This is a genomic window from Mesorhizobium sp. P2_F5, from assembly GCF_056403715.1.
Map to the genome: position 1 here is coordinate 27494 of NZ_JBFUEY010000014.1, position 25507 is coordinate 53000.

26 protein-coding genes are annotated in these 25507 nt (G+C 63.2%); 9 read left to right on the plus strand and 17 right to left on the minus strand.

What is annotated here, in order from left to right; translation table 11 throughout:
• Positions 1-97: 97 nt before the first annotated feature.
• The gene (locus tag AC1DYO_RS19405; protein WP_477265964.1) at positions 98-1282 is read right to left on the minus strand and encodes a cell wall hydrolase; all 1185 of its coding nucleotides are present in this window, start codon (positions 1280-1282) and stop codon (positions 98-100) included.
• A gap of 129 nt (positions 1283-1411) precedes the next feature.
• Positions 1412-2710: an MFS transporter gene (locus AC1DYO_RS19410; RefSeq protein WP_477265966.1), complete on the minus strand. Its 1299-nt coding sequence runs from the start codon at positions 2708-2710 to the stop codon at positions 1412-1414.
• A gap of 118 nt (positions 2711-2828) precedes the next feature.
• On the opposite strand from AC1DYO_RS19410, the gene AC1DYO_RS19415 reads away from it, so the two are divergent.
• The gene (locus AC1DYO_RS19415; RefSeq protein ID WP_477265968.1) at positions 2829-3743 is read left to right on the plus strand and encodes a LysR substrate-binding domain-containing protein; all 915 of its coding nucleotides are present in this window, start codon (positions 2829-2831) and stop codon (positions 3741-3743) included.
• A gap of 234 nt (positions 3744-3977) precedes the next feature.
• On the opposite strand, the gene der is transcribed toward AC1DYO_RS19415, so the two are convergent.
• Together der and AC1DYO_RS19425 are read right to left on the minus strand one after the other, a co-directional pair.
• Complete coding sequence (gene der, locus AC1DYO_RS19420) at positions 3978-5411, minus strand: ribosome biogenesis GTPase Der (RefSeq protein WP_477265970.1); 1434 nt, start codon at positions 5409-5411, stop codon at positions 3978-3980.
• 59 nt (positions 5412-5470) lie between these two features.
• Positions 5471-6133, minus strand: coding sequence for a tetratricopeptide repeat protein (locus AC1DYO_RS19425; protein ID WP_477265972.1), 663 nt, complete (start codon positions 6131-6133; stop codon positions 5471-5473).
• A gap of 192 nt (positions 6134-6325) precedes the next feature.
• Between AC1DYO_RS19425 and AC1DYO_RS19430 the strand changes: the two genes are divergently transcribed.
• On the plus strand, positions 6326-7330 hold the full coding sequence (locus tag AC1DYO_RS19430) for a polysaccharide deacetylase family protein (RefSeq protein WP_477265974.1): 1005 nt from the start codon (positions 6326-6328) through the stop codon (positions 7328-7330).
• A gap of 27 nt (positions 7331-7357) precedes the next feature.
• Here AC1DYO_RS19430 and sbmA read toward each other — a convergent pair whose 3' ends face one another.
• The 3 genes from sbmA to AC1DYO_RS19445 form a co-directional block, all read right to left on the minus strand.
• Positions 7358-8638 (minus strand): peptide antibiotic transporter SbmA, encoded by a 1281-nt coding sequence (gene sbmA, locus AC1DYO_RS19435; RefSeq protein ID WP_477265976.1) that lies wholly within the window; start codon positions 8636-8638, stop codon positions 7358-7360.
• Between the two features lie 115 nt (positions 8639-8753).
• Positions 8754-9908, minus strand: a complete 1155-nt coding sequence (locus tag AC1DYO_RS19440; RefSeq protein WP_477265978.1) for a YbfB/YjiJ family MFS transporter — start codon at positions 9906-9908, stop codon at positions 8754-8756.
• An 85-nt stretch (positions 9909-9993) separates the two neighbouring features.
• Positions 9994-10197, minus strand: a complete 204-nt coding sequence (locus AC1DYO_RS19445; RefSeq protein ID WP_477265980.1) for a hypothetical protein — start codon at positions 10195-10197, stop codon at positions 9994-9996.
• Between the two features lie 94 nt (positions 10198-10291).
• Between AC1DYO_RS19445 and AC1DYO_RS19450 the strand changes: the two genes are divergently transcribed.
• The 3 genes from AC1DYO_RS19450 (at position 10292) to AC1DYO_RS19460 (ending at position 12927) form a co-directional block, all read left to right on the plus strand.
• Positions 10292-11206: a LysR substrate-binding domain-containing protein gene (locus AC1DYO_RS19450; protein ID WP_477265982.1), complete on the plus strand. Its 915-nt coding sequence runs from the start codon at positions 10292-10294 to the stop codon at positions 11204-11206.
• An 86-nt stretch (positions 11207-11292) separates the two neighbouring features.
• Positions 11293-12549, plus strand: a complete 1257-nt coding sequence (locus AC1DYO_RS19455; RefSeq protein ID WP_477265984.1) for an aminopeptidase — start codon at positions 11293-11295, stop codon at positions 12547-12549.
• 21 nt (positions 12550-12570) lie between these two features.
• Positions 12571-12927 (plus strand): DUF488 domain-containing protein, encoded by a 357-nt coding sequence (locus tag AC1DYO_RS19460; protein WP_477265986.1) that lies wholly within the window; start codon positions 12571-12573, stop codon positions 12925-12927.
• A gap of 210 nt (positions 12928-13137) precedes the next feature.
• On the opposite strand, the gene AC1DYO_RS19465 is transcribed toward AC1DYO_RS19460, so the two are convergent.
• Positions 13138-13476, minus strand: a complete 339-nt coding sequence (locus AC1DYO_RS19465) for an ArsC family reductase (RefSeq protein ID WP_477265988.1) — start codon at positions 13474-13476, stop codon at positions 13138-13140.
• Between the two features lie 167 nt (positions 13477-13643).
• Between AC1DYO_RS19465 and AC1DYO_RS19470 the strand changes: the two genes are divergently transcribed.
• The 3 genes from AC1DYO_RS19470 to AC1DYO_RS19480 are packed head-to-tail and all read left to right on the plus strand — an operon-like array spanning position 13644 to position 15045.
• Positions 13644-14213 (plus strand): dihydrofolate reductase family protein, encoded by a 570-nt coding sequence (locus AC1DYO_RS19470; RefSeq protein WP_477265990.1) that lies wholly within the window; start codon positions 13644-13646, stop codon positions 14211-14213.
• Entirely contained in the window at positions 14213-14509 is a 297-nt protein-coding gene (locus AC1DYO_RS19475; protein ID WP_477265992.1) for an ArsR/SmtB family transcription factor, read from the plus strand. Before AC1DYO_RS19470 ends, AC1DYO_RS19475 begins: the two co-directional genes overlap by 1 nt.
• A gap of 56 nt (positions 14510-14565) precedes the next feature.
• Positions 14566-15045 carry an SRPBCC family protein gene (locus AC1DYO_RS19480; RefSeq protein ID WP_477265994.1) on the plus strand — a complete coding sequence of 160 codons (480 nt, stop codon included), beginning with the start codon at positions 14566-14568 and terminating at the stop codon, positions 15043-15045.
• A gap of 82 nt (positions 15046-15127) precedes the next feature.
• On the opposite strand, the gene AC1DYO_RS19485 is transcribed toward AC1DYO_RS19480, so the two are convergent.
• The 9 genes from AC1DYO_RS19485 to AC1DYO_RS19525 form a co-directional block, all read right to left on the minus strand.
• On the minus strand, positions 15128-15481 hold the full coding sequence (locus tag AC1DYO_RS19485) for a SnoaL-like domain-containing protein (RefSeq protein ID WP_477265996.1): 354 nt from the start codon (positions 15479-15481) through the stop codon (positions 15128-15130).
• Positions 15482-15615: 134 nt separating this feature from the next.
• On the minus strand, positions 15616-16197 hold the full coding sequence (locus AC1DYO_RS19490; protein ID WP_477265998.1) for a 2'-5' RNA ligase family protein: 582 nt from the start codon (positions 16195-16197) through the stop codon (positions 15616-15618).
• A 183-nt stretch (positions 16198-16380) separates the two neighbouring features.
• A complete protein-coding gene (locus tag AC1DYO_RS19495; protein ID WP_477266000.1) occupies positions 16381-17808 on the minus strand; it encodes an aldehyde dehydrogenase family protein in 1428 nt (475 codons plus the stop codon).
• Positions 17809-17848: 40 nt separating this feature from the next.
• Positions 17849-18934 (minus strand): ABC transporter ATP-binding protein, encoded by a 1086-nt coding sequence (locus AC1DYO_RS19500; RefSeq protein ID WP_477266002.1) that lies wholly within the window; start codon positions 18932-18934, stop codon positions 17849-17851.
• On the minus strand, positions 18924-19532 hold the full coding sequence (locus AC1DYO_RS19505; protein ID WP_477266004.1) for a cupin domain-containing protein: 609 nt from the start codon (positions 19530-19532) through the stop codon (positions 18924-18926). Before AC1DYO_RS19505 ends, AC1DYO_RS19500 begins: the two co-directional genes overlap by 11 nt.
• Positions 19533-19819: 287 nt before the next feature.
• The gene (locus AC1DYO_RS19510) at positions 19820-20908 is read right to left on the minus strand and encodes an ABC transporter substrate-binding protein (protein ID WP_477266006.1); all 1089 of its coding nucleotides are present in this window, start codon (positions 20906-20908) and stop codon (positions 19820-19822) included.
• Between the two features lie 30 nt (positions 20909-20938).
• Positions 20939-21763, minus strand: a complete 825-nt coding sequence (locus tag AC1DYO_RS19515) for an ABC transporter permease (RefSeq protein ID WP_477266008.1) — start codon at positions 21761-21763, stop codon at positions 20939-20941.
• Positions 21760-22647 (minus strand): ABC transporter permease, encoded by an 888-nt coding sequence (locus tag AC1DYO_RS19520; RefSeq protein WP_477266010.1) that lies wholly within the window; start codon positions 22645-22647, stop codon positions 21760-21762. Before AC1DYO_RS19520 ends, AC1DYO_RS19515 begins: the two co-directional genes overlap by 4 nt.
• Before the next feature lie 96 nt (positions 22648-22743).
• A complete protein-coding gene (locus AC1DYO_RS19525; RefSeq protein WP_477266252.1) occupies positions 22744-24027 on the minus strand; it encodes an NAD(P)/FAD-dependent oxidoreductase in 1284 nt (427 codons plus the stop codon).
• A 186-nt stretch (positions 24028-24213) separates the two neighbouring features.
• Between AC1DYO_RS19525 and AC1DYO_RS19530 the strand changes: the two genes are divergently transcribed.
• Entirely contained in the window at positions 24214-25371 is a 1158-nt protein-coding gene (locus AC1DYO_RS19530) for a fumarylacetoacetate hydrolase family protein (protein ID WP_477266012.1), read from the plus strand.
• Positions 25372-25507: the final 136 nt, after the last annotated feature.

Consider the following 25507-nt stretch of genomic DNA (forward strand, 5'->3'; position numbering starts at 1 on the left):
CAGTGTCGGCACATGCCCCGAATCCGTCCGGCGACCGCTGTCCGTTTTCGGCGCCCGGGGCCTTTTGCGGCTCGCAACAGACGGCAGCCCGAAGGGCTCAGCTCCAGCCGCCGCCATAGGTGCGGTAGAAGATATGCAGGCCGATCTTGGTCATCTTCTGCATCGTGCGGGCCCAGCCCGGGTGAACATAGTTGGCGTAGTAATGAGTCGATGAGCCGACTTCCGGAATGAAGATCTTGCCGGCGGTGACCGCCATGGCGACATCCTGCGCCACCTTGTAGTTGGCAGGGCTCTCGATGCGCTTCTTCCTGCCGTCGCAGGCGAAGGAGAACTGGCAGCGGTTCAGCCAGTTGTCGTTCTGGTAGACGACGCCGCAGATCGAGTTCGGATAGGCCGGATTGCGGACGCGGTTGAGAATGACCTGGGCAACGGCGGCCTGCCCGCGCACGGATTCGCCGCGCGCCTCGAAATAGATGCCGTTGGCGAGGCAGGCCTGCTCCTTCGTGGAGAAGACGCTGGCCGGCAGCGGATTCTGGATCCACGAGTGATCGCCCTTGGCCATCGGCGGAATGAAGCGCCCATCGTTCGGCTCCTCATCCTGCAGCAGTGCCTCGAAGGGCGAGGCCTTGGCGTAGTCGGGTTCGGCCTGGGCATAGGCGGTGGCCAGCACGTCAGGCTTGTCGTTGTTGACGAGCGCCGCGAGCATGGCCGGCACGCCGGGATCGGGCTTCTTGTCCACATTGGTATGGAAGGCCTGGGCGATCTGGATTTCCTTGCCCTTGATGCCGGGCTTGGCGAAGGCCAGCTTCAGGCCGCTGTCCATGCTCGGCCGCAGCAGCGAGGAGGTGCGCTGGAAAATCGAACCGGCATTGAAGTTCTTCGGCGGCGCCACCGGCGAGACCTGGATGATGCGGCCCTTCTTGTCGGCGCGCATGATGCGGTCCTCGTCGGGCGTGACGCCGGCGACATTGCCCTTGCCGCGAAACGAGACCTTGCCGACGCCGGGCAGGCGCACGCCCGAGCCCGAAAGCGAACCGGTGGTGACGGAATCGATGAAAGGCATTTCGGCGGCATGGACCGAGCCCGCGACGGAGCGCTCGACATAAGAGTTCCAGCGGGTGCCCGACGCTTCGAGGCCGGAAATCAGGCTGCCTATGTCCTGGTAGGCAAGGACGGTTGGGAAGCCGATCCAGATGCCGAGCCCGATGACCAATGGCGATATGAAGGAACGTTTTTTCTCACCGGCGGCGGCGGCCAGCCGCTTCAAGACACGTCGATGCACGGGGAACTCTCCAGAAACGCCACTGAGCCACTGGAGAGCCAAGGTGAAGCATTAACCTTGATGCGGGGTTAACGCTGTCGATGGCGTTTTTTCAAACCGGCCCGAAACGGGACGCCGTTGCAGGCCCCGTCAGTTCGGCCGCAGCAAGATCGGCCAGGCGGCCAATGCACAGAGCGCCCCCACCAGCCAGACGCCAGGCCACGACCAGACCAAAAGCAATGCCGGAATGGCTGTCGGCACCACGAAGAAGGCGATGAAAACGAAACTGTTGGCGAGGCCGAGCGCGGTTCCGGCGCGGCTGGCGCCGGCAAGCGTGGCGAGCTCGGTGTAGGCGACGCCATGCCAGGCGGAGACCGAGATGCCGGCAATGACCAGCAGCACCGCGATCGCCGGCATTAGCGCGGAATGCCAGCCTGGCGTGGCGGCGGCCGCCAGGACCAGCAGGCCAAGAGCCGCGAAGCCAAGCGTGCTCGTCGTGCTGCAGAGGCGCAGGAACCAACGGCGGTTGCCATGTCGGTCGGTGAAGCGGCCGCTCCAGACGCGCATGACCATGGCGCCGGTCTGCACCGCGGCAAGGCTGGCGCTGATCTTGAGCGTGCCCATGCCGGCGAAATCGTGCAGGAAGACGGAGGCGAAGGTGAGCACCGCCACCTGCGGAAAGCAGAGCAGGCCGATGGCGGTGGCAATGCGCCAGACCTCGACATTGCGCAGCGGCGCCGGACCGGCCGGCTTGGCCGTAGCCATGCTGCCGGCATTGTCGGTTTCGGGCGGCTGGTGCAGCCAGCGCCAGGCAAACAGCGCCGAGATTGCGTTCACGGCGGCCAGCAGGCCGAAGACCGCCGCGAAGCCATGTGCTGATGCCAGCGACGGCAGGACGAGTGCACCGAGCCCGCCGCCGAGCGGCACCGCCGTCTGCCTGATGCTCATGGCGAAGCCACGCTCGCCCTCGTGGAACCAGGCCATGATGGCGCGGCCGCTGGAACCATTGACGCTGCCACCGAGCAGGCCGGTGAGCAGAAGACATGCGGCCAGCATCGCAACGCCAGGCACAGAGGTCGCCGACGGCACGATGAACAACGCCATGAGCACGAGCCACGCCGCCGTCGCGCCGAGGCCGGTCAACAGCACGCCGCGATCACCCCAGCGGTCGGTGAGCAGGCCCCAAGGCAGTTCGCTCAAGGCGACGCCCAGTCCGAGGAGGCCAAGGACCAGGCCGAGATTGCCGTTGGAGAGCTGATAGGCTGAACGCAGAAACACCGCCGCCGCCGGTATGCCGGCGAAGGTGGCCGAGAAACTGGCATTGGCGGCAACGCCGATACCAAGCACCTTCCAGCGATGATTGGCGCGAAATCGCTCAGCCTCCGAAGTGGCGGTGACGGCGGCTCGACCAACCTGGCCTGGCTCACAGTTTGCGTCGGCGATCGACATGGCGGCGACTCCTGTAATGGCCCTCTCCGGACCTTGACGCCTCGTCTCTACCGCCATAACTTCATCCCGAATATCGGGAAGTTTTTGACAATTATTCCCGAAAAGCAGGATTGTTGCGATGCGGCGCGTCACCTTCGACCTCGATGTCCTCAGAAGTTTCGTCACCGGCATGGAGCTAGGCAGTTTCGCCAAGGCGGCCGACCGGCTCGGACGATCGACCTCTGCGGTCAGCGCGCAGTTGAAGAAGCTGGAGGAGCAGGCGGCGACACCGATCTTCCGCAAGTCCGGACGTGGCCTGGCGCTGACCGAAGCCGGCGAAACCATGCTCGGCTACGCCAGGCGGCTGCTCGAGTTGAACGACGAGGCGGCTTCCGCCATCCACGACGTCGAACTGGAAGGCTGGGTGAGGCTTGGCCTGCAGGAAGATTTTGGCGAGGCGGTGCTGCCGGAGGTGCTTGGGCGCTTCGCCCGGTCGCACCCCAAGGTCAAGATCGAGGCGCGGATCGGGCGCAGCTACGAACTTGCCGAGCGGATCACATCAGGCAATCTCGACATTGCGCTGGCCTGGGACAGCGGCCAGGCACTGCCCTACAGCCGACATGTCGGCGATGCGCAGTTGCGCTGGATCGGCCCGGCAAAGGTGATCGAGACCAGCCTGCGCAAGGGCGAGGCGCTGCCGCTGGTGGCGCTCGAAGCGCCATGCCTGTTGCGCACGGTGACGACGGAAACGCTCGACCGCGCTGGCCTGCCATGGCGGATGGCTTTCTCCAGCCCGAGCCTTGGCGGCATCTGGGCGGCGGTCGCCGCCGGGCTCGGCTTGACCATCCGCACCGATATCGGCCTGCCGGCCAATGTCAGGGCAATGGCGCCGCTGGGTTTGCCCGCACTGCCGACAATGGCGCTGGTGCTGCACCAGAAGGACGCCGAACTGGATCCCGTGGCGGCGCGGCTGGCGGACATATTGTTGCAGGCGGCGATAGAGGCGCTGCCGGAAGGTGCGCGGATGGATGAGCGGCTGAGAGAAGTCGCTTAGACAGCCGGACAGGTATCCAGCGTCGCGTTCCGTCACGCCCCCCTCTGTCCTGCCGGACATCTCCCCCTCAAGGGGGGAGATTGGCTACCACGGTGGCTTTCGCCAATCTCGGACGCTTGGGAAAAGGCGCGGCGGAGACGCTGCCAATCTCCCCCCTTGAGGGGGAGATGCCCGGCAGGGCAGAGGGGGGTGCTGTCCCTCCACCGTTGCGGAAAGTTCCGCAACCGCCATCGCTCATTTGCGCTTGTTCGCCCTGCCAGCGAACGGGTTGTCCGAAGTGCGCAAGGCGATGCGGATTGGCACGCCGGGCATGTCGAAGGCTTCGCGCAGGCTGTTGGAGAGGTAGCGGACGTAGGATTGCGGCATCGCATCGGGCCGCGAGCACTGGACGACAAAGCCCGGCGGCCGGGTCTTGGCCTGGGTGACATACTTGACCTTGAGCCGGCGGCCGGCGACGGCGGGCGGCGGATGATGCGCCAATATGCTTTCCAGCCAGCGGTTGAGCTTGCCGGTGGAAACGCGGCTGTTCCACACCTTGTGCGTCTTGATGACGGCATCCATCAATTTGTCGAGGCCGCGCCCGGTCTCGGCAGAAACCGTCACCGCCTGGATGCCGCGCACCTGCGGCAGCAGCCGCCCGGTCTTTTCGCGCAGTTCAGCCAAGAGCTCCTGCGGATTGTCGATCAGGTCCCATTTGTTGAAGGCGATGACCGGCGCCCTGCCCTCGCGGATGATCAGGTCGGCGATCTGCAGATCCTGCTTCTCGAAGGGGATGGTGGCGTCGAGCACGATGATGACGATCTCGGCAAAGCGGATGGCACGCAGGCCGTCCTGCACCGACATCACTTCCAGCTTCTCGTGGATCCTGGCCTTGCGGCGCATGCCGGCGGTGTCGAACAGTTTTAGACGCCGACCATGCCAGTCCCAGTCGACGGAGATGGAATCGCGGGTGATGCCGGCTTCCGGGCCGGTCAACAGCCGCTCCTCGCCGATCAGCGCGTTGATCAGCGTCGACTTGCCGGCATTGGGGCGGCCGACGACGGCGATGCGCATCGGCTTGGTGTCGTCATAGGTTGCTTCAGCATCCGGATCGGTGATGTCCTCGCCGATCAGCACCTCGCTGGCGGCGACCTCCTCCTCGGCCTCGGCCTCTTCCTCGTCGAAAGCGCGCTTCTCGCCAAGGGCCTCGATGACAGCATCGCGCAGATCGGGCATGCCCTGGCCGTGCTCCGCCGAGACCGGGATCGGCTCGCCCAAGCCAAGCTCCCAGGCCTCCAGCATGCCGCCCTGAGCGCCCTTGGCCTCGGCCTTGTTGGCGACCAGCACGACCGGCTTGCCGGACTTGCGCACGATCTCGGCAAAGGTGCGGTCATCGGGCAAAAGCCCGGACTTGGCGTCGATGGTGAAGAAGATCAGGTCGGCCTCGCGGATGGCGATCTCGGTCTGCGCGCGCATGCGGCCGGGCAGCGTCGAGGCGGCCGCGTCCTCGAAGCCCGCGGTATCGATGACATCGAAATGCAGGTCGTAGAGTTTGGCCGCGTGGACGCGACGATCGCGGGTGACGCCCGGCGTGTCGTCGACAAGCGCCAGCTTCCTTCCCACCAGCCGGTTGAAAAGCGTCGATTTGCCGACGTTAGGCCGGCCGATAATGGCGACTTTGAAGCTCATCCGGCCCTACAATCCGTCATCCATCGCCCAAAACCGCAGCGCATTTTGGGCGATGCGTATCATGACGCGCCCGAGCCGCGGATCAGTTCCGACATCAGCGTCGCCCGCTGGCGCGCATTGCGCGGGGCGCCGTCATCGGCGGCGATCTGATCGAACAGTTTCAGCGCATCCTGGGTCTTGCCTTCCTTCCAGGCGGCAAGGCCGAGCGCTTCGCGCGCCGTGTGGCGCAGCGTGTTGTTATCGGCGGTCAGCGCCTCGACGCGGCTGGAAACGTCGGCGAAGGAGCCGTGGTCGACAAGCAGCAGGGCCGCCCGCAGGCGCGCCATGTCGCGAATGCCCTGGGGAATGGCGGTGTCGGCGGCGACGCCATCGAAATCCGCGACGGCGGCAGTAAAGTCGCCCTTGTCGGCCTTGACGGTTGCCGCACGCATGCGGGCGAGCAGCGGATAGGCGCCGTAGCCATCCTTTTCCAGCTGCTGAAGTGCTGTCAGCGCATCGTCGCTCTTGCCATCATTGGCAAGCTTGAGCGCCTGCGAGAAGGCATCGCCGGAGCGGTTGGCGCGGGTCTCGTCCCAATAGCGGTAGCCGACGAAGGCGGCGGTGCCGAGCACCACCAGGATGGCGAGGCCAAGGATCGCCGGACCGAAACGGTCCCACAGCGCCTGCGCCTGGTCGCGGCGCATCTCGTCGTTGACTTCGCGGATAAAACTGTCGTCGGACATCAATCAAAACCATTGCTGCCCCGGCAGGGGCGCTTCTTGAGCCCGCGTTTTAGCGAAATTTTGTCGGCATGGAAGGGGCTGGGCAGGAAAATCGGCTAATAGCCGGGGAGCAACAGCCTGGCGCCGACCGCACCCACGCCACATTTTGCCGATAGCCGGCTTTGACTGCCTCCGATCAAGCCCAGATTGCCGATGCCTCGTTTGTCCCGCTTCGTTGCGTTTTCCACTGCCATGCTTGCCACGGCGGGCGCTGCTTTCGCCGACCCGCCGGCACCGCCTGCCCCCGTGAAGCCGAAGCAGGTCGTCATCATCTCCTTCGACAGCGCCCGAGAGATTTCGCAATGGCAGCGCAGCCGGGCGCTGGCCAAGCGCACCGGCGCGCATTTCACCTACTTTCTGTCCTGCGTCTTCCTTTTGTCGCAGCAGACGCGCGCCGAATACACAGCGCCCGGCAAGTCCGCGGGCAAATCCAACATCGGCTTCGCCGCCTCGAAGCAGGAAGTCGCCGACCGGCTCGACCAGATCGGGCTCGCCGCTTCGGAAGGTCACGACATTGCCAGCCATGGCTGCGGCCATTTCGACGGCAAGGACTGGAGCAAGGCCGACTGGCTGAAGGAATTCGCCTCGTTCGAGCGCATTCTGGAGAACGCCTATGCGATCAATGGCATTACGCCCGAGCCCGCCGGCTGGCGCGATATTGCCCATGCCATGGTCGGCTTTCGCGCGCCCTATTTGTCGACCAGCAAGGGGCTTTATCAGGCTCTGCCTGAAGCCGGCTACCACTATGACGGCAGCGGCGTTTCAAACGGCCCGGTCGAGCCGCCGACCAGCGGTGGCCTCACCCGCTTTCCGCTGCCGCAGATCCCGGAAGGCCCGAGCGGGCGACCGGTGATCGCCATGGACTACAATCTTTATGTCCGGCATTCCGGGGGCTTCGAGCGGCCGAGCCAGGCAGCCGAGTTCAGCGAGCGGACCTATCAGGCGTTCCGCGCCGCCTTCGACAAGCAATATCAGGGCAAGCGCATTCCGCTGGTGCTCAGCTTCCACTTCACCTTGATGAACAACGGCGCCTACTGGAATGCGCTGGAGCGTTTTGCCGGCGAGGCCTGTGTCAAAGCCGATGTCGAGTGCATCAGTTTTCGCGATTATGTTTCGCGGCAGCGTGGTGGAGAGAGGCAGGCGGCTGTGGGCGGCTGAGCCGCCTCCAATCGCGGCCCTCCATCCTTAGCTTGCCGGCTGATCCTCAGGACGCAAGCCGGCTTGCTCACGCTCCAAGTAATGCTGATCGATAGTCGGCAGTGCCTCGCCCTCCAGCGTGGCCTCGAATGCCCGCAGGCGCTTGTAGATGGAGATCAGTACGACGATGTCGCTCCAGGACGTGACGAGGTATTGGAAGGACGAACTTACCTCTGAAAAAGCTGAAAGAACCTGCTGAAAGATACCCAGTGTTATCTTGCCGGCAGCAATTGTTGGGATAAGAATGGTTATCGCAAAGATACTATCTGCTTGGCCGAAGAAATACCTTGCCACGTTAAAATACGCATAGTGAAAATAAAGCCGAAAGTAGTTTTTTCGAACGTTATTGAAAAGCTCACTTACAGTAATTGGGTCAGCCCTATTTTCATAGTCTTCTCCGTAGACCAATTCCTTTCTATACGCCGCCTCAACTCGTTGGTTCCGAAATTCCAAGCCAGGAAGTTTGACCCCCACGGTAGCGAGTAGAATTGTTCCAAAAGCTGACCAGACCAACGCTGCCACCACGAGCGAATAGGGTATATGGCCGACTATTGGCAGTTCTGTTATGTGCGTGGAGAGCTGCGCCAAGACAGGCAGGAACGCGATCAGGGTCATGATCGCGTTGACGAGACTGACGCCAAGGTCCTCTACGTTTGTGGAGAACCGCATCGTGTCTTCCTGAACACGCTGCGAGGCACCCTCTATGTGCCGCAGCCTTGTCCAGTTGCTCATGTAGAAATCGTTCATCGCCGTGCGCCAGCGAAAGATGAAATGACTCACGAAAAACCGCGTAACGACGAGTACTGCAATCCACAGAAACGCAATCTCGAGGAAAATCAGCAGACCAGCGTATAGCTCACCGGGATTGACCGATCCCGGGGGCGGTGTAAGCGCCTTCTGGATCAGGTTAAAGAATGGCCCACGCCACTCATTGAGCACCACACTCGCCTGGACAGAGAAGTTCGTGCTGAAGAGGATGAAAGCCGATCCCAAGATGGACCAATTCTGCCAGGGATGAGGCCGGTAGATCGCCCAAAAGGCGTAAAATATCAGCACTACTGCAACGAAATAAATATAAAACCACAGAAATGGCGCCGACCAGAATGCCGATATTCCGATGATCGGATCCGTATCGGGAGCAGCGGGGGGCAACCCAAAAAACGCCCCCATCTGCTCTCCAACGGCGAACCAGAACAAAACTGCTGCAAGGCTCCAAACGACCACAGAAGTGAAGAAGAGCTTCGGCTGCGGGAAAAACGATACGAACACTGTGGTGAAATCCTCGGTCGATGCGCAAATCAGCTGATATCAGCGGGCATAAAGTCACACATTAGCTGGAAAGCAAATGCCCGCGCCCGGTGCCCGGCATCGAGCAAGACCACAATCATGGCGATTTTGGCACGGACCAGGTGATCCCAGCAGATACCAACAGGACTGCGGCAGCGACGATCGAGGCGAGGAAGAAGTTGCCCGACGCCTGCGCCAGCAGGCCGGCGACGACAGGGCCGACGATCTGGCCGATGCCGAAGGCGGCGGTCATCATGGCGAAGATCCGGCGCGGCGCCTGCGGGACAAGCTGCCTTGCTGTCTGCAGGCCGAGCGCGGTGACGGCGATGAAGGTGCCGCCAAGCAGAACGCCGCCGAGCAGCGGCCCGATGGCGCCGCCCATGGCGACGCTGGCGGTGACGCCGACCACTTCGACCAGGCAGCCCAAGGCATAGGCCGCGTAGAGCCCGATCCGTGCTGCCAGCTTCTGCCAGAGCCAGACCGAGGGAAAGCCGGCAAGGCCGGTGACCAGCCAGACGCTTGCCTCGAAGACGCGGCCGCCGCCGCCCTGGCGCACGATGGCGACCAGGAATGTCGCCGTCACCACATAGCCGAAGCCAAACAGGCCATAGGCGATGATGATCTTCACCAGCGACGGGTCGTTCGGCAGCGCCGGTTCGCGGCCGGCCACGCTGCTGGCGGGCACGGTGCCGCCGGCGAGCCAGGCGACGAGCACAAGGCCGCAGGCGGAAATCGCGCCCGACCACAGCCAGCCCGACGCCCAGCCGGCATGTTCGGTGACCAGCACCGCCATCAGCGCCGACGATGCCGCGATGCCGAGGCCGACGCCGCCGAAGTGCAGCGCCTGCAGGTCGCTTCTGTTGGCGGCAGCCAAATGACCAAAGACGATGCTGGCCATGAACACCATGACGAAGGCGCTGGCGAGGCCGGCAAGGAAACGGATGACGACAAAGGCCGTCATCGTCTCTGTCAGTCCCATCAGCGCGGCGAGCGCAGCACTTGCGGCAAGGCCGCCAAACATCAGCAGACGCTCGCGCCCATGCGCCCAGCCGCCGGCCGCCGCGAGCGCGCCGATGAGGTAGCCGAGATAGTTGGCCGATGCGATCCAGCCGGCATCGGCCGGCGACAGATGCAACTCTTCCATCATGCCGGGCAGGATCGGCGTGTAGACAAAGCGGCCGATGCCCATGGCGACGGCCATGGCGATCATGCCGGCGAGAGCGAGGCGAAGAGGTGACGGCGCGGCGTTCATTGCAGCGCACCATAGATTTGGCGGCCGCCGAAACAATCCGCCTTGTGTTGGGCCAGCAGGCCACGCACGGTGCGCGGCTAACGCGTCACCCGCAGTTGACCGTCGCGGTCTCATAGGCGGTGCGGCGCGCCGTCAACCGGAACGGCATGTCGCCGAGTTCGCGCTCCGACATGGTGTCGAGCACCGGATGCGATAGCGGATCGGCCACCCAGTTGACGGCATCGCCCTCAGGGCGCCGCCGCGCGTGGCCGGCGGCAAAGACTTTGAGCAATGATATTATCGTCACCATCCTCGCCTCCTCGGTCCGACTGTCCCGCTAAAATCTGCCTTGTCGGGCTGTGTTTCAATTGAGATTTCAGCCGCGCCAGTTTAGAAAAACTGAAATGGCTATGCTGAACCGCGTCCATCTCAACGGCCTGCGCGCCGTCGAAACTGTCGCCCGCCTCGGCTCGCTCGCGGCTGCCGCCGGCGAGCTCAACGTCTCGGTCAGCGCCGTCAGCCAGCAGATCAACCGCACAGAGAAACAGCTGGGACAGGCGCTGTTCGAACGAACGGCAAGCGGGCTGGTGCTGACCGAATTCGGCACGGCGTTTTCCGCACGGCTCGGCGCCGGGTTCCGCGAACTGGCGCAGGCGGTGGCGCTTGCCGACGAGGCAAGCCAGTGCACGCTGGTGGTTTCGGTGGCGCCGGCCTTCGCTTCGAAATGGCTGCTGCCGCGGCTGTCACGGCATTTCGACCGGCATCCCAATGTGCTGTTGCGCATCGACGCTTCGGTACGGTTGGCCGATCTCGAGCGTTCCGATATCGATATCGCCATCCGTCTTGGCGACGGCAAATGGCAGGGCGGACGGGCGGAGCTACTTCTGGCGCAGGAAGTGTTCCCGGTCTGCGCGCCGGTGATCGCCAAAAAACTGAAATCCATCGAAGACCTGGCGCAGACCTGCGCCATCACCGATGAGCGGGCGATGATCAATTGGGACAGCTGGTTCAGCGCCGCCGGGGTCGAACCGGTCACCTTCCGCAAGGGGGCGCGCTTCACCGATCCGATGCTGTGCCTGGAATCGGCGATCGCCGGCCATGGCGTCATGCTCGGCTGGCAATTGCTGGCCGCCGATGCGCTGGCCGACGGCCGGCTGGTCGCGCCCTTCGGCGTGCGGGCGCAGAGCGGCCTCGGCTACTGGCTGGTGACCTCGGCGACCAAAACCGAAAGCCGCAAGGTCGGCGATTTCAAGACATGGATTCGCGAGGAGATCGCGGCGACCGCGGCGCAGTTCCGGTCACTCGATAGCGCTGCGTAAACGCTGGCCATCGCGACGATGCTGGAAAGCACAGGCGCGCCGTTCTATGTTGGAAGCTTCACCCCCAGACCAAGGCAGGCAGGATCATGACCACACATTCGCGCGGCGTTTCCGCAACGATCGACCCGGTGAAGCTCGACAGGCTGGCGGAAGTCGCCATCAAGGTCGGGCTACAATTGCAGCCGGGACAGGATCTGGTGCTGACCTCGTCGATCGCGGCCCTGCCGCTGACCAGGCGCATCGTCGAGCACGCCTACAAGGCCGGCGCCGGGCTGGTGACGCCGATCTTCAATGATGACGAGATCACGCTGGCGCGCTTCCGCTACGGCGCGGATGCCGGCTTCGATCGCGCCGCCGGCTGGATGTATGAAGGTATGGCAAAGGCCTTTTCCAACAATGCGGCGCGGCTTGCGGTGCGCGGCGAAGACCCGTCGCTGCTGTCGGCGCAGGATCCGGCCAAGGTGGCGCGCGCCAACAAGGCGAACTCGATGGCCTACCAGCCGGCGCTGGAAAAGATCACCGGCTTCGACATCAACTGGAACATCGTCGCCTATCCGGATCTCGCCTGGGCCAAACAGGTTTTCCCCGGCGATGCCGACGACGTCGCGGTGGTGAAGCTCGCCGACGCCATCTTTTCGGCATCGCGAGTCGATGTGGAAGACCCCATTGCAAACTGGACGGCGCACAATGCAGCACTGCGCGGCCGCACCGAATGGCTGAACGGCCACAATTTCCATGCGCTGCATTTCACCGGGCCGGGCACCGACCTCACCGTTGGGCTGGCCGACGGCCATGAATGGATGGGTGGCGCCTCGACCGCCAAGAACGGCATCACCTGCAACCCGAACATCCCGACCGAGGAAGTCTTCACGACCCCGCATGCCAGGCGCGTCTCGGGCCATGTCTCCTCGACCAAGCCGCTGTCCTACCAGGGCACGCTGATCGACGAGATTTCGGTGCGTTTCGAGGACGGCCGGATCGTCGAGGCGAAGGCGTCGAAGGGCGAGGACGTGCTGAAGAAAGTGCTCGACACCGACGAGGGTTCGCGCCGTCTCGGTGAAGTGGCGCTGGTGCCGCATTCCTCGCCGATCTCGGCCAGCGGCCTGTTGTTCTTCAACACGCTGTTCGACGAGAACGCCGCCTGCCACATCGCGCTCGGGCAGTGCTATTCGAAATGCTTCGTCGACGGCGCCTTGCTCAGCCAGGACGAGATCGCCCAACGCGGCGGCAACAAGAGTTTCATCCACATCGACTGGATGATCGGCTCGGACAAGATCGACATAGACGGCCTCCACAAGGATGGCCGCAAGGTGCCGGTGATGCGCAAGGGGGAATGGGCTTGAGGGCCACCCACGGAGGACCCGATGGGTTTCGATCTGGTGGTCAAACGCATCTACGAGCCACCCTCGCGCGATGACGGGCAGCGGGTGCTGGTCGACCGCATCTGGCCGCGCGGTGTGAGCAAGGAGGATGCCGCGCTGACGCTGTGGCTGAAGGAGATCGCGCCGAGCGACGAATTGCGCAAGTGGTTCGGGCATGAGCCGGCACGCTGGGCGGAGTTTCGGCAGCGGTATGCGGCTGAGCTGGATGGGAACGGTGAGGCTGTGGCGCAACTGCGAGGCTTGCTCGGCAAGGGCAAGGTGACGCTGCTCTACGGCGCGCATGATGAGGTGCACAACAATGCCGTGGCGCTGGCGGGGTATTTGAGCGGGATGGAGTGAGCCGATAGGCATTCGGAAGCCGCGGGACAGCGCCCCCCTCTGTCCTGCCGGACATCTCCCCCACGAGGGGGGAGATCAGACGTCACGCGGACTTTCGCCAATCACCAGCGTTGCAGGATAGGCGAGGCGCCGAAGCCGCCAATCTCCCCCCTCGTGGGGGAGATGTCCGGCAGGACAGAGGGGGGCGCGAAGGATCGCTGCGGGGGAGGCCTACTTCCCCACCGCCCCTTCATAAACATCAGCCTTAAACCCAACCAGGATTGTGTCGCCCACCTCCAGCACCGGCCGCTTGATCATGGTCGGGTTGGCCAGCATCAGCTTCTTGGCTTTTTTCTCATCGAGACCTTGCTTGTCCTTGTCGGCCAGTTCGCGAAACGTCGTGCTCGCCTTGTTGAGCAGCGGCTCCCAGCCGACCTTGCCGACCCAGCCATCCAGCTTGCCCGCCTCGATCCCTTCGGCCCGGTAATCATGGAACCGGTAGGGCACATCGTGGCCCTCCAGCCAGGTGCGCGCCTTCCTGATCGTGTCGCAGGTGGTGATGCCGTACATGGTGATGGTCAAAACGCGCTTCCCTTGGGCTGACAGTCGAATCCGCGGACCAGCCTAAAACCGCCCTTCCCGCTTTGCTAGCACCATGGCCGCTATCTCCCGATTTTGGGGCTTGCCAATACTAAGGAATTTTCCTAAGTTTTGCGAAAATCGGAAAAGGAAAAGCCATGGCAAGGATCGTTGTGTCGGAATTGATCTCGATCGATGGCGTGATGGAAGCGCCGGGCGGCGAGCCGGGCTTCCGGCACACCAACTGGGTCGGCAAGCGCCACGGGGCCGGCATGATCGAATACAAATTCCAGGAGGTGCTGGACCACGAAGCGCTGCTGATCGGACGAGTGACCTATGAAAGCTTCGCCAGCGGCTGGCCGACCTACAAGGGGCCATTCGCCGACCGGATGAACGGCATGCCCAAATATGTCGTCTCCTCGACCCTGAAAAATCCGGCATGGAACAACACCACCGTGCTGCAAGGCGAGCCGATGGACGCGATCCGCAAACTCAAATGGGAGATGAAGGGCGATATCGTCGTTGGCGGCAGCCGCAGGCTGGTCAACGCGCTCAAGCAGCATGATCTCGTCGACGAGTACCGGCTGATGGTGTTCCCCGTGATCCTCGGCAGCGGCGCGCAGCTGTTCGACAAGACGGAGGACGCGACCGACCTCAAGCTTGTCGACACGCGTTCCTTCGACAATGGCGCGGTGGTGCTCACCTATCATGTGGAGAGGGCGTCGTGATGACCGGTCTGCAACCCGCCACCGCAACCCCTCCGCCGATCGATGGCATCTTTCGCGCACTGGCCGACCCGACGCGGCGGCGCGTGGTAGAGCGGCTGAACCGCAGCCCGGCCTCGGTCAGCGAACTGGCGCAGCCTTTCGAGATGGCGCTGCCCTCCTTCATCGAACATTTGAAAGTGCTGGAAGGCTGCGGGCTGGTCCGCTCGGAAAAGATCGGCCGCACCAGGACCTATCAGCTGGCGCCCGAACCGCTGAAGCTTGCCGAAAACTGGCTGGCCGAACAGCGCACGCTGTAGGAGCGCCGCCTCGATCAGTTAGACGCCTATGTTATGAGCCTCAAGGAGCAGGAAAAGTGAGCTATCCCTTCAAGCCCGACCCCAGACTGGACCTCGTGCTGGAGCGCGTCATCGATGCGCCGCGGGAATTGTTGTGGCGCGCATGGACGACGCCGGAGCATGTCAAGCAATGGTTCACGCCAAAGCCCTGGATGGTCACCGACTGCGAGATCGACCTTCGTCCGGGCGGGCTGTTTCGCACCCGCATGCAGTCGCCCGACGGCAAGGAGGTCAACGACCGCCATTGCTGCTACCTCGACATCGTGGAGAACGAGCGGCTGGTGTGGACGGATGCGCTGCTGCCGGGCTATCGGCCGTCGGGCGAGCCCTTCATAACCGCAGTCATTTCGCTTCGGCCGGACGGCAAGGGCACACGCTATACCGCCACCGCCATCCACCGCGATGAAGCCACCCGCAACAACCATGAAGAGATGGGTTTCTTCGACGGCTGGGGCACGGTTGCCGACCAGCTGGCGCAATATGTGAAGACCATTTGATCTTCTCATGGCGGCCAGGACATTGTCACGGCCGCCATTCTTGAATCATGCAAGTGAGCCGGAAGCCGACGGTACTCCGGCCTTAATAATAGAAGCGCTCTTCGGTGATCTTGCCGTTCTTGACCGTATACAGACCAACCTCGTCCATGGTGACACGTTCGCCGGTGGCCTTGGGCGTTATGTCAAACTTGAAGCGCACCACGAACTGGTCGCCGTTGACATAGGGACCCTCGACCGAGCCGCCATGGACTTCGTGGTTCTCTTGCCACCATTCGCCCTTTTGCCTGAGAGCCTCCTTGCCCCGGGCGATGGCCATTGGCCCCTCCATGGCTTCGAGGCTGACGATATCATCGGCATTGTATTTTGCACCAGCACCCAGGTGATCGCCCTGCTGGAGCATTTCGGTGAAATCCTTGGCAATATTTGCGATGGTCATTTGTGTTCCTCCTGTTCAGACTCACTCGAAGTAGGGAAGCGCTTGCCGGCCTGCCACCTTTGCCCGCACGTTAGCTGACAAGCCGTGTCAGGACGATCAACATAGCGCAGCTATGTGACGACGATTTGGGGCCCTTACATCGCGGGCTGGGCATCGTCCTGGCCGGTCAATTGCCAAATCGCTGGACATCTGTAATTGCCCTGGTGGCTGCGGATCAGCGCAAAACTCCGCACCGTCCAGGACATCGGCTCAACGATTCGTTCCCGCACATTCGGCACGCCCAGCCTGTCGCGAAGCAAAGTGACATGCGGCTCCACCGAGTTGGTGACGAAAGGTTTTAGCGGGCTGTCGTCAATCACGGCAGAGAGCTTGCGCCAGAAGGCTTGCAATGCTGGCGAATGGTCGCTGCTGCGAAGCACCAACGCTCCGCCGCCGAAAGCCGACAGGCGATCGAAGCAAACATCGAATGGCTTGGCCTGTATCAGCAGGCCGACATGACGTGCGATATCCACTACAGCTTCGAGTTTGCCATCACCAAGGCCGATCAGGCTTATGTGCATTTGATCGCTTGGCGTCAGCCGCCCCCGTAATCCCAGTTCCTGGTTATAATGCTCGGCCCTGCGCCTCAGCATTGCGTTGATCGGGTCGTCGACCAGAAATCCGTAGAACAGATGCGGTTCGCGGACCGGGATTGGATTGTCCCATTGGAAAAACATCTGACCGTTCTTCTCAGTCCCTAGTGAAAATTGCCCACTCACAACCGATCTCGTCTGGCAAGTTGTGCCCGATGGAGAACTCTAGAACAAAAAGAGAACAAATCAAGCGAAAATGAAACGGGCGCTGATGCTTTTCGCACCAGCGCCCGCGATTTCAATGGGTCGAGAACGCAGGCCCGAACCCTACGCCCCGTAGCCGATAATGCCCTTGACCTCGAGAAAATCGTGGATCGCCCAGTCGGCATATTCGCGGCCGTTGCCGGACTGTTTGTAGCCGCCGAAGGGGGCGAAGGTGTCCCACTCCGGATAGTTGATCGACACCTGGCCCGCGCGGAGTTGGCCCGCAACCTTCCGCGCATGCTCGATATCCCCGGACTGCACATAGGCGGCGAGGCCGTAGACGGTGTCGTTGGCGATCTTCACCGCGTCTTCGTCATCCTTGTAGGAAATGACCGACAGCACCGGGCCGAAGATTTCTTCCTTTTCGATGGTCATGCCGGGTGTGACATGGCCGAACACGGTCGGGCGGACATAATAGCCGCGGTTCAGATGCTCCGGCCGGCCGGGGCCGCCGGTGACGAGCGTAGCACCCTCCTTGATGCCGGCTTCGATCAGGCGCTGGATCTTGTCATACTGGATGTTGGAGACGACCGGACCGAGCTTGGTGTCTTCCGAGCGGGGATCGCCGACATTGTGGGCTTCTGCGGCCTTCTTGGCGATGGCCAGCGCCTCGTCGTGACGGGCGGCCGGCACCAGCATGCGGGTCGGCGCGTCGCAGGACTGGCCGCTGTTGCCGAAACAGGCGTTGACGCCCTTGCGCACCGCTCTCTCGAAATCGGCATCCGGCAGCACGATGTTGGCCGACTTGCCGCCGAGCTCCTGCGCCACGCGCTTGACTGTCTCGGCCGCCGTCTTGGCGACGATGATGCCGGCGCGGGTGGAGCCGGTGAAGGACACCATGTCGACATCGGGGTGACCGGCCATGACCTGGCCGACATCCGGGCCGTTGCCGTTGACCATGTTGTAGACGCCTTTCGGCACGGCGGCGGCCTGCATCACTTCGGAGAAGACGATGCCGCTGATCGGCGCGATTTCGGATGGCTTCAGCACCACGGTGCAGCCGGCGGCGATAGCGGGCGCCACCTTGCAGACGATCTGGTTGAGCGGCCAGTTCCATGGCGTGATCAGCGCGCAGACGCCGATCGCTTCCTTGACCACCATAGTGCCGCCGCGCTTCTCCTGGAATTCATAGTCCTCCAGCGCCTTGATGGTAGCTTCCATATGCGCGCGGCCGGCCCAGGCCTGCGCCTCGCGCGCCCAGGTGATCGGCGCGCCCATTTCCTGGCTGACCGCCTGGGCGATGTCCTCGTAGCGCTCGTTGTAGACTTCGAGGATGCGCTTCAGCAGCGTCAGGCGCTCGGCCTTGCTGGTCTGCGAGAAGGACGGGAAGGCTGCCTTGGCGGCGGCAACCGCCTTGTCGACATCGGCCTTCGAGCCGACGGAGATCTTGGTGTAGGCCTCTTCGGTCGACGGATCGATGACATCGAGCGTCGCCGGCACCACGGGCGCCACCCATTTGCCGTCGATGAAGAAATTGAGATGATTGCTCAAGGGGTGTGCTCCGATTGTCAGGGACAAGAATTGGGTTGGTTTAGCTTGGCAGCATAGGGCAGTTGGCACCACGGCGCAGGCTGATATGCGCCACATCGCCGACGCTGAATTGAAAGCCTTCGGCCTGGCGCGGGGCGTCGATCACCACCGGCAATCCCTGCCCGAGTTCGGCATGCAACCGCAGAGTGCGGCCGTGGAAGACGATCGAGTTGACGCGCGCCGGCGCCGTGCCGGCGGCGGCTGCGGTCGTCGCCAGAAGATCCTCGGGACGGACGCCAATGGTGCGTTCGGCACCTTCGCCGGGCGTGTCGCCGGTTTCGGAGGTTGCCTCCAGCGAAAGCCCACCGGCGGCAAAGCGCAGGCGGTCGCCATCGCGGCCGATGAAGCGCGATTGCAAAAGGTTCATGGTGCCGATGAAGCTTGCCACGAATTTCGTCGCCGGCCGATCATACAGCGTGGCCGGCGGCGCGATCTGTTCGATGCGACCCTTGTTCATGACGACGATGCGGTCGGAGATCGACAGCGCCTCGGTCTGGTCGTGGGTGACCATGACGAAGGTGGTGCCGAGCCGCGACTGCAGCCGTTTCAACTCGACCTGCATCTGTTCGCGCAGATGCGCGTCGAGCGCCGACAGCGGCTCGTCGAGCAACAGCACGCGCGGCTCGCAGACAATAGCGCGGGCAAGCGCGACGCGCTGGCGCTGGCCGCCCGACAGTTCGGAGACGCGGGCGCCAAGCTTGTCGGCGAGGCCGACCATGCCGAGCGCTTCGCGGACGCGCTTTGACTGGTCGGCTCCGGACAGTTTGCGCAGCGACAGGCCGAAGCCGACATTTTCCGCGACGTTCATATGCGGAAACAGCGCGTAGTCCTGGAACACGGTGTTGACCGGCCGGTCGAAGGGCCTGAGCGCGGTGATATCTAAACCGTCGAGCAGTACCTTGCCGCTGGACGGGCTTTCGAAGCCGGCAATGACGCGCAGGCTGGTGGTCTTGCCGCAGCCCGACGGTCCGAGCAGCGTGATGAACTCGCCGCTGATAATGTCGAGATCGACGGCGTCGAGCCCGACAATGCCGCCGGGAAAAACCTTCGAGACCGCCTGCAGCCGGACGAGAGGATCAGGCGCCATCGCGAACCTCGGACGGTTTCGTGGTGTTGACCCAGAGGATCTGGCAAGGCTCGGAACCGGGATTGCGGAAGGCGTGCAGAAGCGTGCTCTTGAAGGCAAAGCTGTCGCCGGCCTTCAGCACGTATTTTGTCGAGTCCACAACCAGCTCGACCTCGCCCGACAGCAGATAGCCGAATTCGTGACCGATATGCGCATAGGCTTCCGCCGTGCCGCCATCGGCCTCCACCGTAACCAGCAGGCCGGTCAGCGTTGCTCCCGGCGGTGACAACAGCGCCTTGGCGATGCCTTCCGACTTGACCGGGATCTGCCGCCTTTTGTCGGCGCGCACGCAATAGAGATCGTTGCTGGCATCATTGCCGTCGGTAATCAACGCCGAAGGCTCGATGTCGAGGGCGGCGGCGAGTGGCCAGATCACCTTGACGCGCAGCGAAGACAGGCCGCGCTCGATCTGGCTCAGCGCCCCGATCGACACGCCGGCCTTGGCGGCGAGCTCGGCCAGCGACAGATTGCGCTCCAGCCGCAGCGCCCGCACGCGCCGGCCGACGCGGATGTCAGCATCGTCCTTTGGCTTTTCGGTTGCGTCGTCGAGCATGTCCATGCGTGGGTCCTCGTTATTGTCTTGGGCGGCAAGAGGGGCCGGCTTCAAAAAACTAATCGCAATTACCGGCCGTCGGCGCCGCCCCTCATTGTCCTGCATTGTCCTGCCGGACATTTCTCCCCCGTATAGTGACGGGGAGAAAGGGGCAGCCTCAGCCTAGATGCCGCTTCCTGCTAAGCCGGTAATTGGCGAAACCGTCGATGACAGCGCCCCTCTCCCCGTCACTATACGGGGAGAGGATGCCGGCAGGCAGGTGAGGGGCAGCGCTGACGTCGGCAATTGATCCCTCAACCGCCAGCCTTCACCTTCTCGAACATCTTCGCCACATCGTCATTCTGCTTCATCGGGCCGGTGAAGATGGTGCTCTTCAGCATCACTTCGGGATCCGCCGGCAATTGCAGCTTGTCCAGTTCGTCCTTCGCCACACCAGCAAAGGCTGTCGAGAGCGAGCTGCCATAGCCGTAGGACTGGATCAGGTACTTACCCGAGTCGGCGTCCAGCCGGCTGTTGATGAAGTCATAGGCGAGGTCGACGTTCTTGGCGTCCTTGAGCATGACGAAGCCGCAGGCCCAGGTCAGCATGCCTTCCTTCGGCTTCATGAACTCGACCGGCACGCCCTGCTTCTTCAGCGAGGTGGCCGACGCGTTCCAGGTCATGGCGGCGACCAGCTGGCCGCTGGCCAGTGCCTGTTCGACCGAGGTCATGTCGGTGGTGTAGTTGGAGAGCAGCGGACGCTGCTCGCGCAGCTTTTCCGCCACCTTGTCCATCTCAGCCGGCGTCATGTCGAACGGATTAACGCCGGCGAGCAGCGCGGCAACGATCGGGGTGTCATGCACGGCATCGATGGTCGCCATGCGGCCGGCATACTGCTTGTCCCACCGAAGGTTCCAGCTCGCTTCCGGGTTCTTGACCAGATCGGTGCGGTAGAGGATCGAGGTGTTGCCCCAGTCCCACGGCACCATCCAGACCTTGCCGTCGCCGGCCTGGATGTCGGGCAGGTTCTTGAACACCGGGAAGATCGAATCCCAGTTCTTGATGCGCTTGGTGTCGATCGGCTGCAGCAGGCCTTCCTTGTTCCAGCGCGCGATCTTGTCGTAGCAGGGGTGCGCGATATCGGGGCGGAACCCCGCCTTGACCTTGGTGAAGGCATCGTCGTCGTCGCCGAAGATCGAGGCCTCGACGCCATCAGGATGCGCCGCCAGGAAGCTCTTGTTGAAGTCGGGCAGTTCATAGCCCGACCAGGTGAAATATTGCAGCTTGTCGGCGGCGAAGGCGACGGTCGACGACAGGACGATTGCAAGGGCGGCAAGCCCGGTGCGGGCTGTCTTTCCGGTGAGTGATTTCAGGCCGGTGATCGATTTCAGGTCGAATGCCATTTCGGTTCTCCTCTTTTGCTTTGTTATGGTTCAGGCTGGATTGGCGGGCGCTCGCGGGCGGGTCGCACTGAGCCCGCGATGGCGCAACAGTTCTGCGGTGCCGGCAATGATGAAAGACACCGCCAGGATCGCTGTCCCCAGCGCCATGACGGTCGGCAGCGAGCGGGGAAACCGCAGTTGGCTCCAGATATAGAGCGGCAGCGTCGGCTCGGTGCCTGCGAGGAAGAAGACGACGATGAATTCGTCGAAGGAAATCAGAAACGCCAGCATGAAGGCCGAGATGATGGCCGGCAGCGAGAGTGGCAGCATCACGCGCCGGAACGTGGTCCAGTCGGAAGCACCGAGATCGAGCGCCGCCTCGCGGATGGTTTTCGAGATGGCGGCGAAGCGACTGCGCATGATCACCACCGTCGTCGGCAGCGCCACCAGTATATGGCCGAGAACAATGGCAATGCGCGACGGGCCGAGGCCGATGAGATTGACGAGGATGAGCAGTGATATGCCGACGATAACACCGGGGATCAGGATCGGCAGTCTAGAGATGGCGCTGATGGTGGCGGCCAGCGGCGAGCGGCCATAGAGGTCCATGTAGGACACGGTGATGCCGCAGAGCGTCGCCCCGGCGGCGGCCACGACGCCGATGACAAGGCTGTTCAAAAGCGCGCCGGACAGCGCCGGATTGCCATAGAGCGTGGCATACCATTCGAGCGTGAAGCCCTGCAGCGGAAACGCTGCCTGGATCGAATTGTTGAAGGAAAACAGCGGGATCAACAGGACCGGCAGATAGAGGAACACCAAGTAGGCGATGACGTAGACGCCAAGCCAGCGACCGCCTTCGGTGCGCGCCACGCTCATGTGCGGCTGCCGAATTTGCGGTCGGCAAAGCGCACGACCAGCACCACGCACAGGATGACCAGCATCACGGCGACGGAAAGTGCTGCCCCGAACGGCCAGTCATTGGCCTTGCCGAATTGCGACTGGATCAGCGAGCCGATCATGGTGCTGGCCGGGCCACCGACCATGGCCGGCGTGACATAGTCGCCGACCGTCGGCACGAAGACGACGAGAGCGGCCGCCAGCACGCCCGGCATCGAATTGGGCAGCACGACGCGGCGGAACGTGGTGAACGGCTTGGCGCCGAGATCGGAAGCGGCTTCGAGCAGCGATTTCGGAATGGTGTCCAGCGCCACATAGATCGGCAGGATGGCGAAAGGCGCATAGGCATGCGCCAGCGTGACGACGACGGCGGCCGGTGTGTTGAGGAAGGCCAGCGTCGGCTCCGACCATATGCCGCTTTCGATCAGCGCCGAGTTCAACACACCATTGTAGGCAAGCACGATCTTCCAGGCGAAGACGCGCAGGAGATAGCTGGTCCAGAACGGCAGCGTCACCAGGAACAGCAGCAGGCCGCGGCGGCGGCCGGCATGGAAGGCGAGATAGTAGGCGACGGGATAGGCGGTGACGACGGTCGCCAGCGTCACCAGGCCGGCAATCACCAGCGAGCGCAGCGTCACCGTCCAGTAGAGCGAATCGGAGACCACGGTGATGAAATTGCCTGCCGTGAAGCCGGCGCCGAGCAGCGAACCGTCATTGCCACGCAAGGCGAGGAACAGCACCAGGCCGAGGGCAAACAAGATCAGGAAGAAGGTGACCAGCCCACCCGGCAGCAACATGGCGAAGCGGAAGCTCCGGGACGACCCGGACCCTGCTGGCGCTTCTGTTGCAACGATGGTCGACATCGGACTGCTCAATGGAAATATGAAATCGACTTAACTTTTTTCATATTCCTGAAACTGTCAAGCTGTTTCAACCGACCCTGAACGACCGGCGTGGCATCAGCGCTCGAAAGCGTCCAGCATCCGGTACCAGGCGATCGTCGCGGCGACGCCGACCTGGCGGAAGGCATGGAACGGGATCGGCCGGATCGGCGACAGCGGGAACGGCAATTGATTGACATCGCCGCTCGCGAGGTAGCCCGCCATGCGTTTTCCCAGCGCGCTCATCAGGCCGACGCCCCTGCCCTGGCAGCCCACCACGGCCAGCAAGCCCTTTTCGGGCTCGTGGATGTGCGGCAGATGATCCGGCGTCATCGCCACGCGGCCGAACCAGCGCTTCTCGATGACGACATCGGCCAAGGCCGGATAGAGCCGCAGCAGCGCGCGCTGCAGATGCGCCCAGTCGGCCTCGCTCTTCGGCAGCGCCATGCGGCCGCGGCCGCCAAGCACCAGCCGGCCGTCGGCTGTTTTGCGATAGTAGACAAGGATGCGCCTGGAGTCGGACACAGCCTGCCCTTCCGGCAGGATCATCGCCGCCAGGTTGGACGAGAGCGGCGCGGTCGCGACCTGGAAGGAATGCAGCGACACGATGGTCTCGGCGAGGCCCGGCAGCAGTCCATCGGTATAGGCGTTGGTTGCGAGGACAACCGCTTTAGCCCTTATCTCCACGCCACTTTTGGTGGAAACGCGCCAAAGACCGGCGTCTTTGCTGAGTTTCACCACCTTCTGCCGTTCGGCGATGCTGGCGCCGGCGGCAGCAGCAATGCGCGCTAGTTCCGCCGTGTAGGCGAGTGGATCGATGATACCGGCGCGGCGGTCGAGCCAGCCGCCGAGATAGCCTTGCGCGCCGGTCATAGCGGCGATCTCGCTTCCACTCAGAAGCCGGACATCGGCGCCACGTGCCCGCCATTGGCGATCCCGGTTCGCTGCCGCTTTCAAGGCGGTTTCGGTGTGCGCGGCCTGGACCCAGCCATTGCGGGTGAACGGCACCGCCAGTTTTTCGTCGCGGATGAGATCGAACACTGTATTCGCCGTCGCGGCGGCGAAATCGACCAATGCCTGGCCGCGTTCAGGGCCAAAATGCTCGAGCAGCCATTCGGGATCATATTTCAGGCCGGGAATGACCTGGCCGCCATTGAGACCCGATGCGCCCTGTCCGATCTCGCCGGCATCCAGCACCTGAACGCCGAGACCGAGCCGGGCAGCGTGCAAGGCGGTCGACAGGCCCATGAAGCCGCCGCCGACGATGACGACATCCACCGGCGTGCCATCCGGAACGAGCGATCGAAAGGAGGATGCGGTCTGCGGCTTTTGCCAGATCGGAACGGAAAACGGCGCGGGCAAGGCTTCACCTGGAGTATGGCGCAAAATGAAAATCCTAGTGGCAGTTTCATTTTTTTGAAAGAGAGGCCGTCATGTCAGCACCGACAATTGGCTGCGCCACGGGATAGACCTTTGGCGTGAATCCGGTGAAAGTGCCGCGCCCTTCGGGTCAGCTCTCATTCGCGATCATTCAAAGGACCGTAAGCCATGACGAACCCAACGCAGCTTCCCGCCGACGGACTCTTCATCGGCCGCGCCAAGGTGAGCGATGCCTCGCATCCGCTGGTGGTCACGGTCCGCGACGGCACCGTCTTCGACATCACCTCGAGTGTAGCGCCAACCGTGCGCGACATCTGCGAGATGGCCGACCCGGCCGGCTATGTCCGTTCAGCCAAAGGCAAGTCGATCGGCTCGCTCGACGCGATCGCCGCCAACAGTTTTCAGGCCACCCGTGACCCTGGCAAGCCCTATCTGGTCTCGCCTGTCGACCTGCAGGCGGTGAAAGCCTCGGGCGTCACCTTCGTCGTCAGCCTGCTCGAACGCGTCATCGAGGAGCAGGCGCGCGGCTCGGCGGAAAAGGCCGACGCCATCCGCGCCGACATTGCCGGGCTGATCGGCCACGATCTGTCGAAGCTGAAGCCCGGTTCGCCCGAAGCGATGGAGATCAAGGCAAAGCTGATCGAGCGTGGCGCCTGGTCGCAATATCTGGAAGTCGGCATCGGTCCCGACGCCGAAATCTTCACCAAATGCCAGCCTATGGCCTCGGTCGGATTCGGCGCCGATGTCGGCCTGCATCCGGTGTCGACCTGGAACAATCCGGAGCCGGAGATCGCGATGATCGCCGCCAGCAGCGGCAGGATCGTCGGTGCGACCATCGGCAATGACGTCAATCTGCGCGACGTCGAAGGACGCTCGGCGCTGCTGCTCGGCAAGGCCAAGGACAACAACGCTTCGGCTTCGCTCGGCCCGTTCATCCGGTTGTTCGACGCAACATTCTCCATCGACGACGTGAAGCGGGCCACGGTGCGCCTGAAAGTCGAGGGCGAGGACGGGTTTTCACTGGAGGGCGCAAGCTCGATGGCCGAGATCAGCCGCTCGCCGGAAGAACTCGTTGCCGCCGCCATGGGGCCGCACCACCAGTATCCGGATGGGCTGGCGCTCTATCTCGGCACCATGTTCGTACCGTCGAAGGATCGTGGTGAAAAGGGCAAGGGCTTTACCCACAAGGTCGGCGACATCGTCACCATCTCCTCGGAGAAATTCGGCGCGCTGGTCAATCGCGTGCTTCTGTCGCCGGACTGCCCGCACTGGACCTACGGCGCCAGCCATCTGATGCGCGACCTCGCCAAAGCCGATCTGATCTAATTTCGCGACCGTCTGGACGAACGAGCAGCCGGCGAACGTTTCTGTCCGGGATCCGTAGGCCGTTTGTCAGCGGAATCCGGGTTGCTGTTTCGGAAATTCGCTCCAAGATCGGGGCGCGGTCTGTGGGGGCCGAATC

What these genes read in the sequence shown, in the direction of transcription:
- der (WP_477265970.1), bottom strand. Translation starts at nt 5,411, where the DNA reads ATGAGCTTCAAAGTCGCCATTATCGGCCGGCCTAACGTCGGCAAATCG.
- AC1DYO_RS19425 (WP_477265972.1), bottom strand. Translation starts at nt 6,133, where the DNA reads ATGTCCGACGACAGTTTTATCCGCGAAGTCAACGACGAGATGCGCCGC.
- AC1DYO_RS19465 (WP_477265988.1), bottom strand. Translation starts at nt 13,476, where the DNA reads ATGTACGGCATCACCACCTGCGACACGATCAGGAAGGCGCGCACCTGG.
- AC1DYO_RS19455 (WP_477265984.1), top strand. Translation starts at nt 11,293, where the DNA reads ATGACCACACATTCGCGCGGCGTTTCCGCAACGATCGACCCGGTGAAG.
- AC1DYO_RS19485 (WP_477265996.1), bottom strand. Translation starts at nt 15,481, where the DNA reads ATGACCATCGCAAATATTGCCAAGGATTTCACCGAAATGCTCCAGCAG.
- AC1DYO_RS19500 (WP_477266002.1), bottom strand. Translation starts at nt 18,934, where the DNA reads ATGGCGCCTGATCCTCTCGTCCGGCTGCAGGCGGTCTCGAAGGTTTTT.
- AC1DYO_RS19515 (WP_477266008.1), bottom strand. Translation starts at nt 21,763, where the DNA reads ATGAGCGTGGCGCGCACCGAAGGCGGTCGCTGGCTTGGCGTCTACGTC.
- AC1DYO_RS19490 (WP_477265998.1), bottom strand. Translation starts at nt 16,197, where the DNA reads ATGTTTTTCCAATGGGACAATCCAATCCCGGTCCGCGAACCGCATCTG.
- AC1DYO_RS19410 (WP_477265966.1), bottom strand. Translation starts at nt 2,710, where the DNA reads ATGTCGATCGCCGACGCAAACTGTGAGCCAGGCCAGGTTGGTCGAGCC.
- AC1DYO_RS19415 (WP_477265968.1), top strand. Translation starts at nt 2,829, where the DNA reads ATGCGGCGCGTCACCTTCGACCTCGATGTCCTCAGAAGTTTCGTCACC.
- AC1DYO_RS19450 (WP_477265982.1), top strand. Translation starts at nt 10,292, where the DNA reads ATGGCTATGCTGAACCGCGTCCATCTCAACGGCCTGCGCGCCGTCGAA.
- AC1DYO_RS19440 (WP_477265978.1), bottom strand. Translation starts at nt 9,908, where the DNA reads ATGAACGCCGCGCCGTCACCTCTTCGCCTCGCTCTCGCCGGCATGATC.
- AC1DYO_RS19430 (WP_477265974.1), top strand. Translation starts at nt 6,326, where the DNA reads ATGCCTCGTTTGTCCCGCTTCGTTGCGTTTTCCACTGCCATGCTTGCC.
- AC1DYO_RS19505 (WP_477266004.1), bottom strand. Translation starts at nt 19,532, where the DNA reads ATGGACATGCTCGACGACGCAACCGAAAAGCCAAAGGACGATGCTGAC.
- AC1DYO_RS19445 (WP_477265980.1), bottom strand. Translation starts at nt 10,197, where the DNA reads ATGGTGACGATAATATCATTGCTCAAAGTCTTTGCCGCCGGCCACGCG.
- AC1DYO_RS19510 (WP_477266006.1), bottom strand. Translation starts at nt 20,908, where the DNA reads ATGGCATTCGACCTGAAATCGATCACCGGCCTGAAATCACTCACCGGA.
- AC1DYO_RS19530 (WP_477266012.1), top strand. Translation starts at nt 24,214, where the DNA reads ATGACGAACCCAACGCAGCTTCCCGCCGACGGACTCTTCATCGGCCGC.
- AC1DYO_RS19460 (WP_477265986.1), top strand. Translation starts at nt 12,571, where the DNA reads ATGGGTTTCGATCTGGTGGTCAAACGCATCTACGAGCCACCCTCGCGC.
- AC1DYO_RS19475 (WP_477265992.1), top strand. Translation starts at nt 14,213, where the DNA reads ATGACCGGTCTGCAACCCGCCACCGCAACCCCTCCGCCGATCGATGGC.
- AC1DYO_RS19470 (WP_477265990.1), top strand. Translation starts at nt 13,644, where the DNA reads ATGGCAAGGATCGTTGTGTCGGAATTGATCTCGATCGATGGCGTGATG.
- AC1DYO_RS19520 (WP_477266010.1), bottom strand. Translation starts at nt 22,647, where the DNA reads ATGTCGACCATCGTTGCAACAGAAGCGCCAGCAGGGTCCGGGTCGTCC.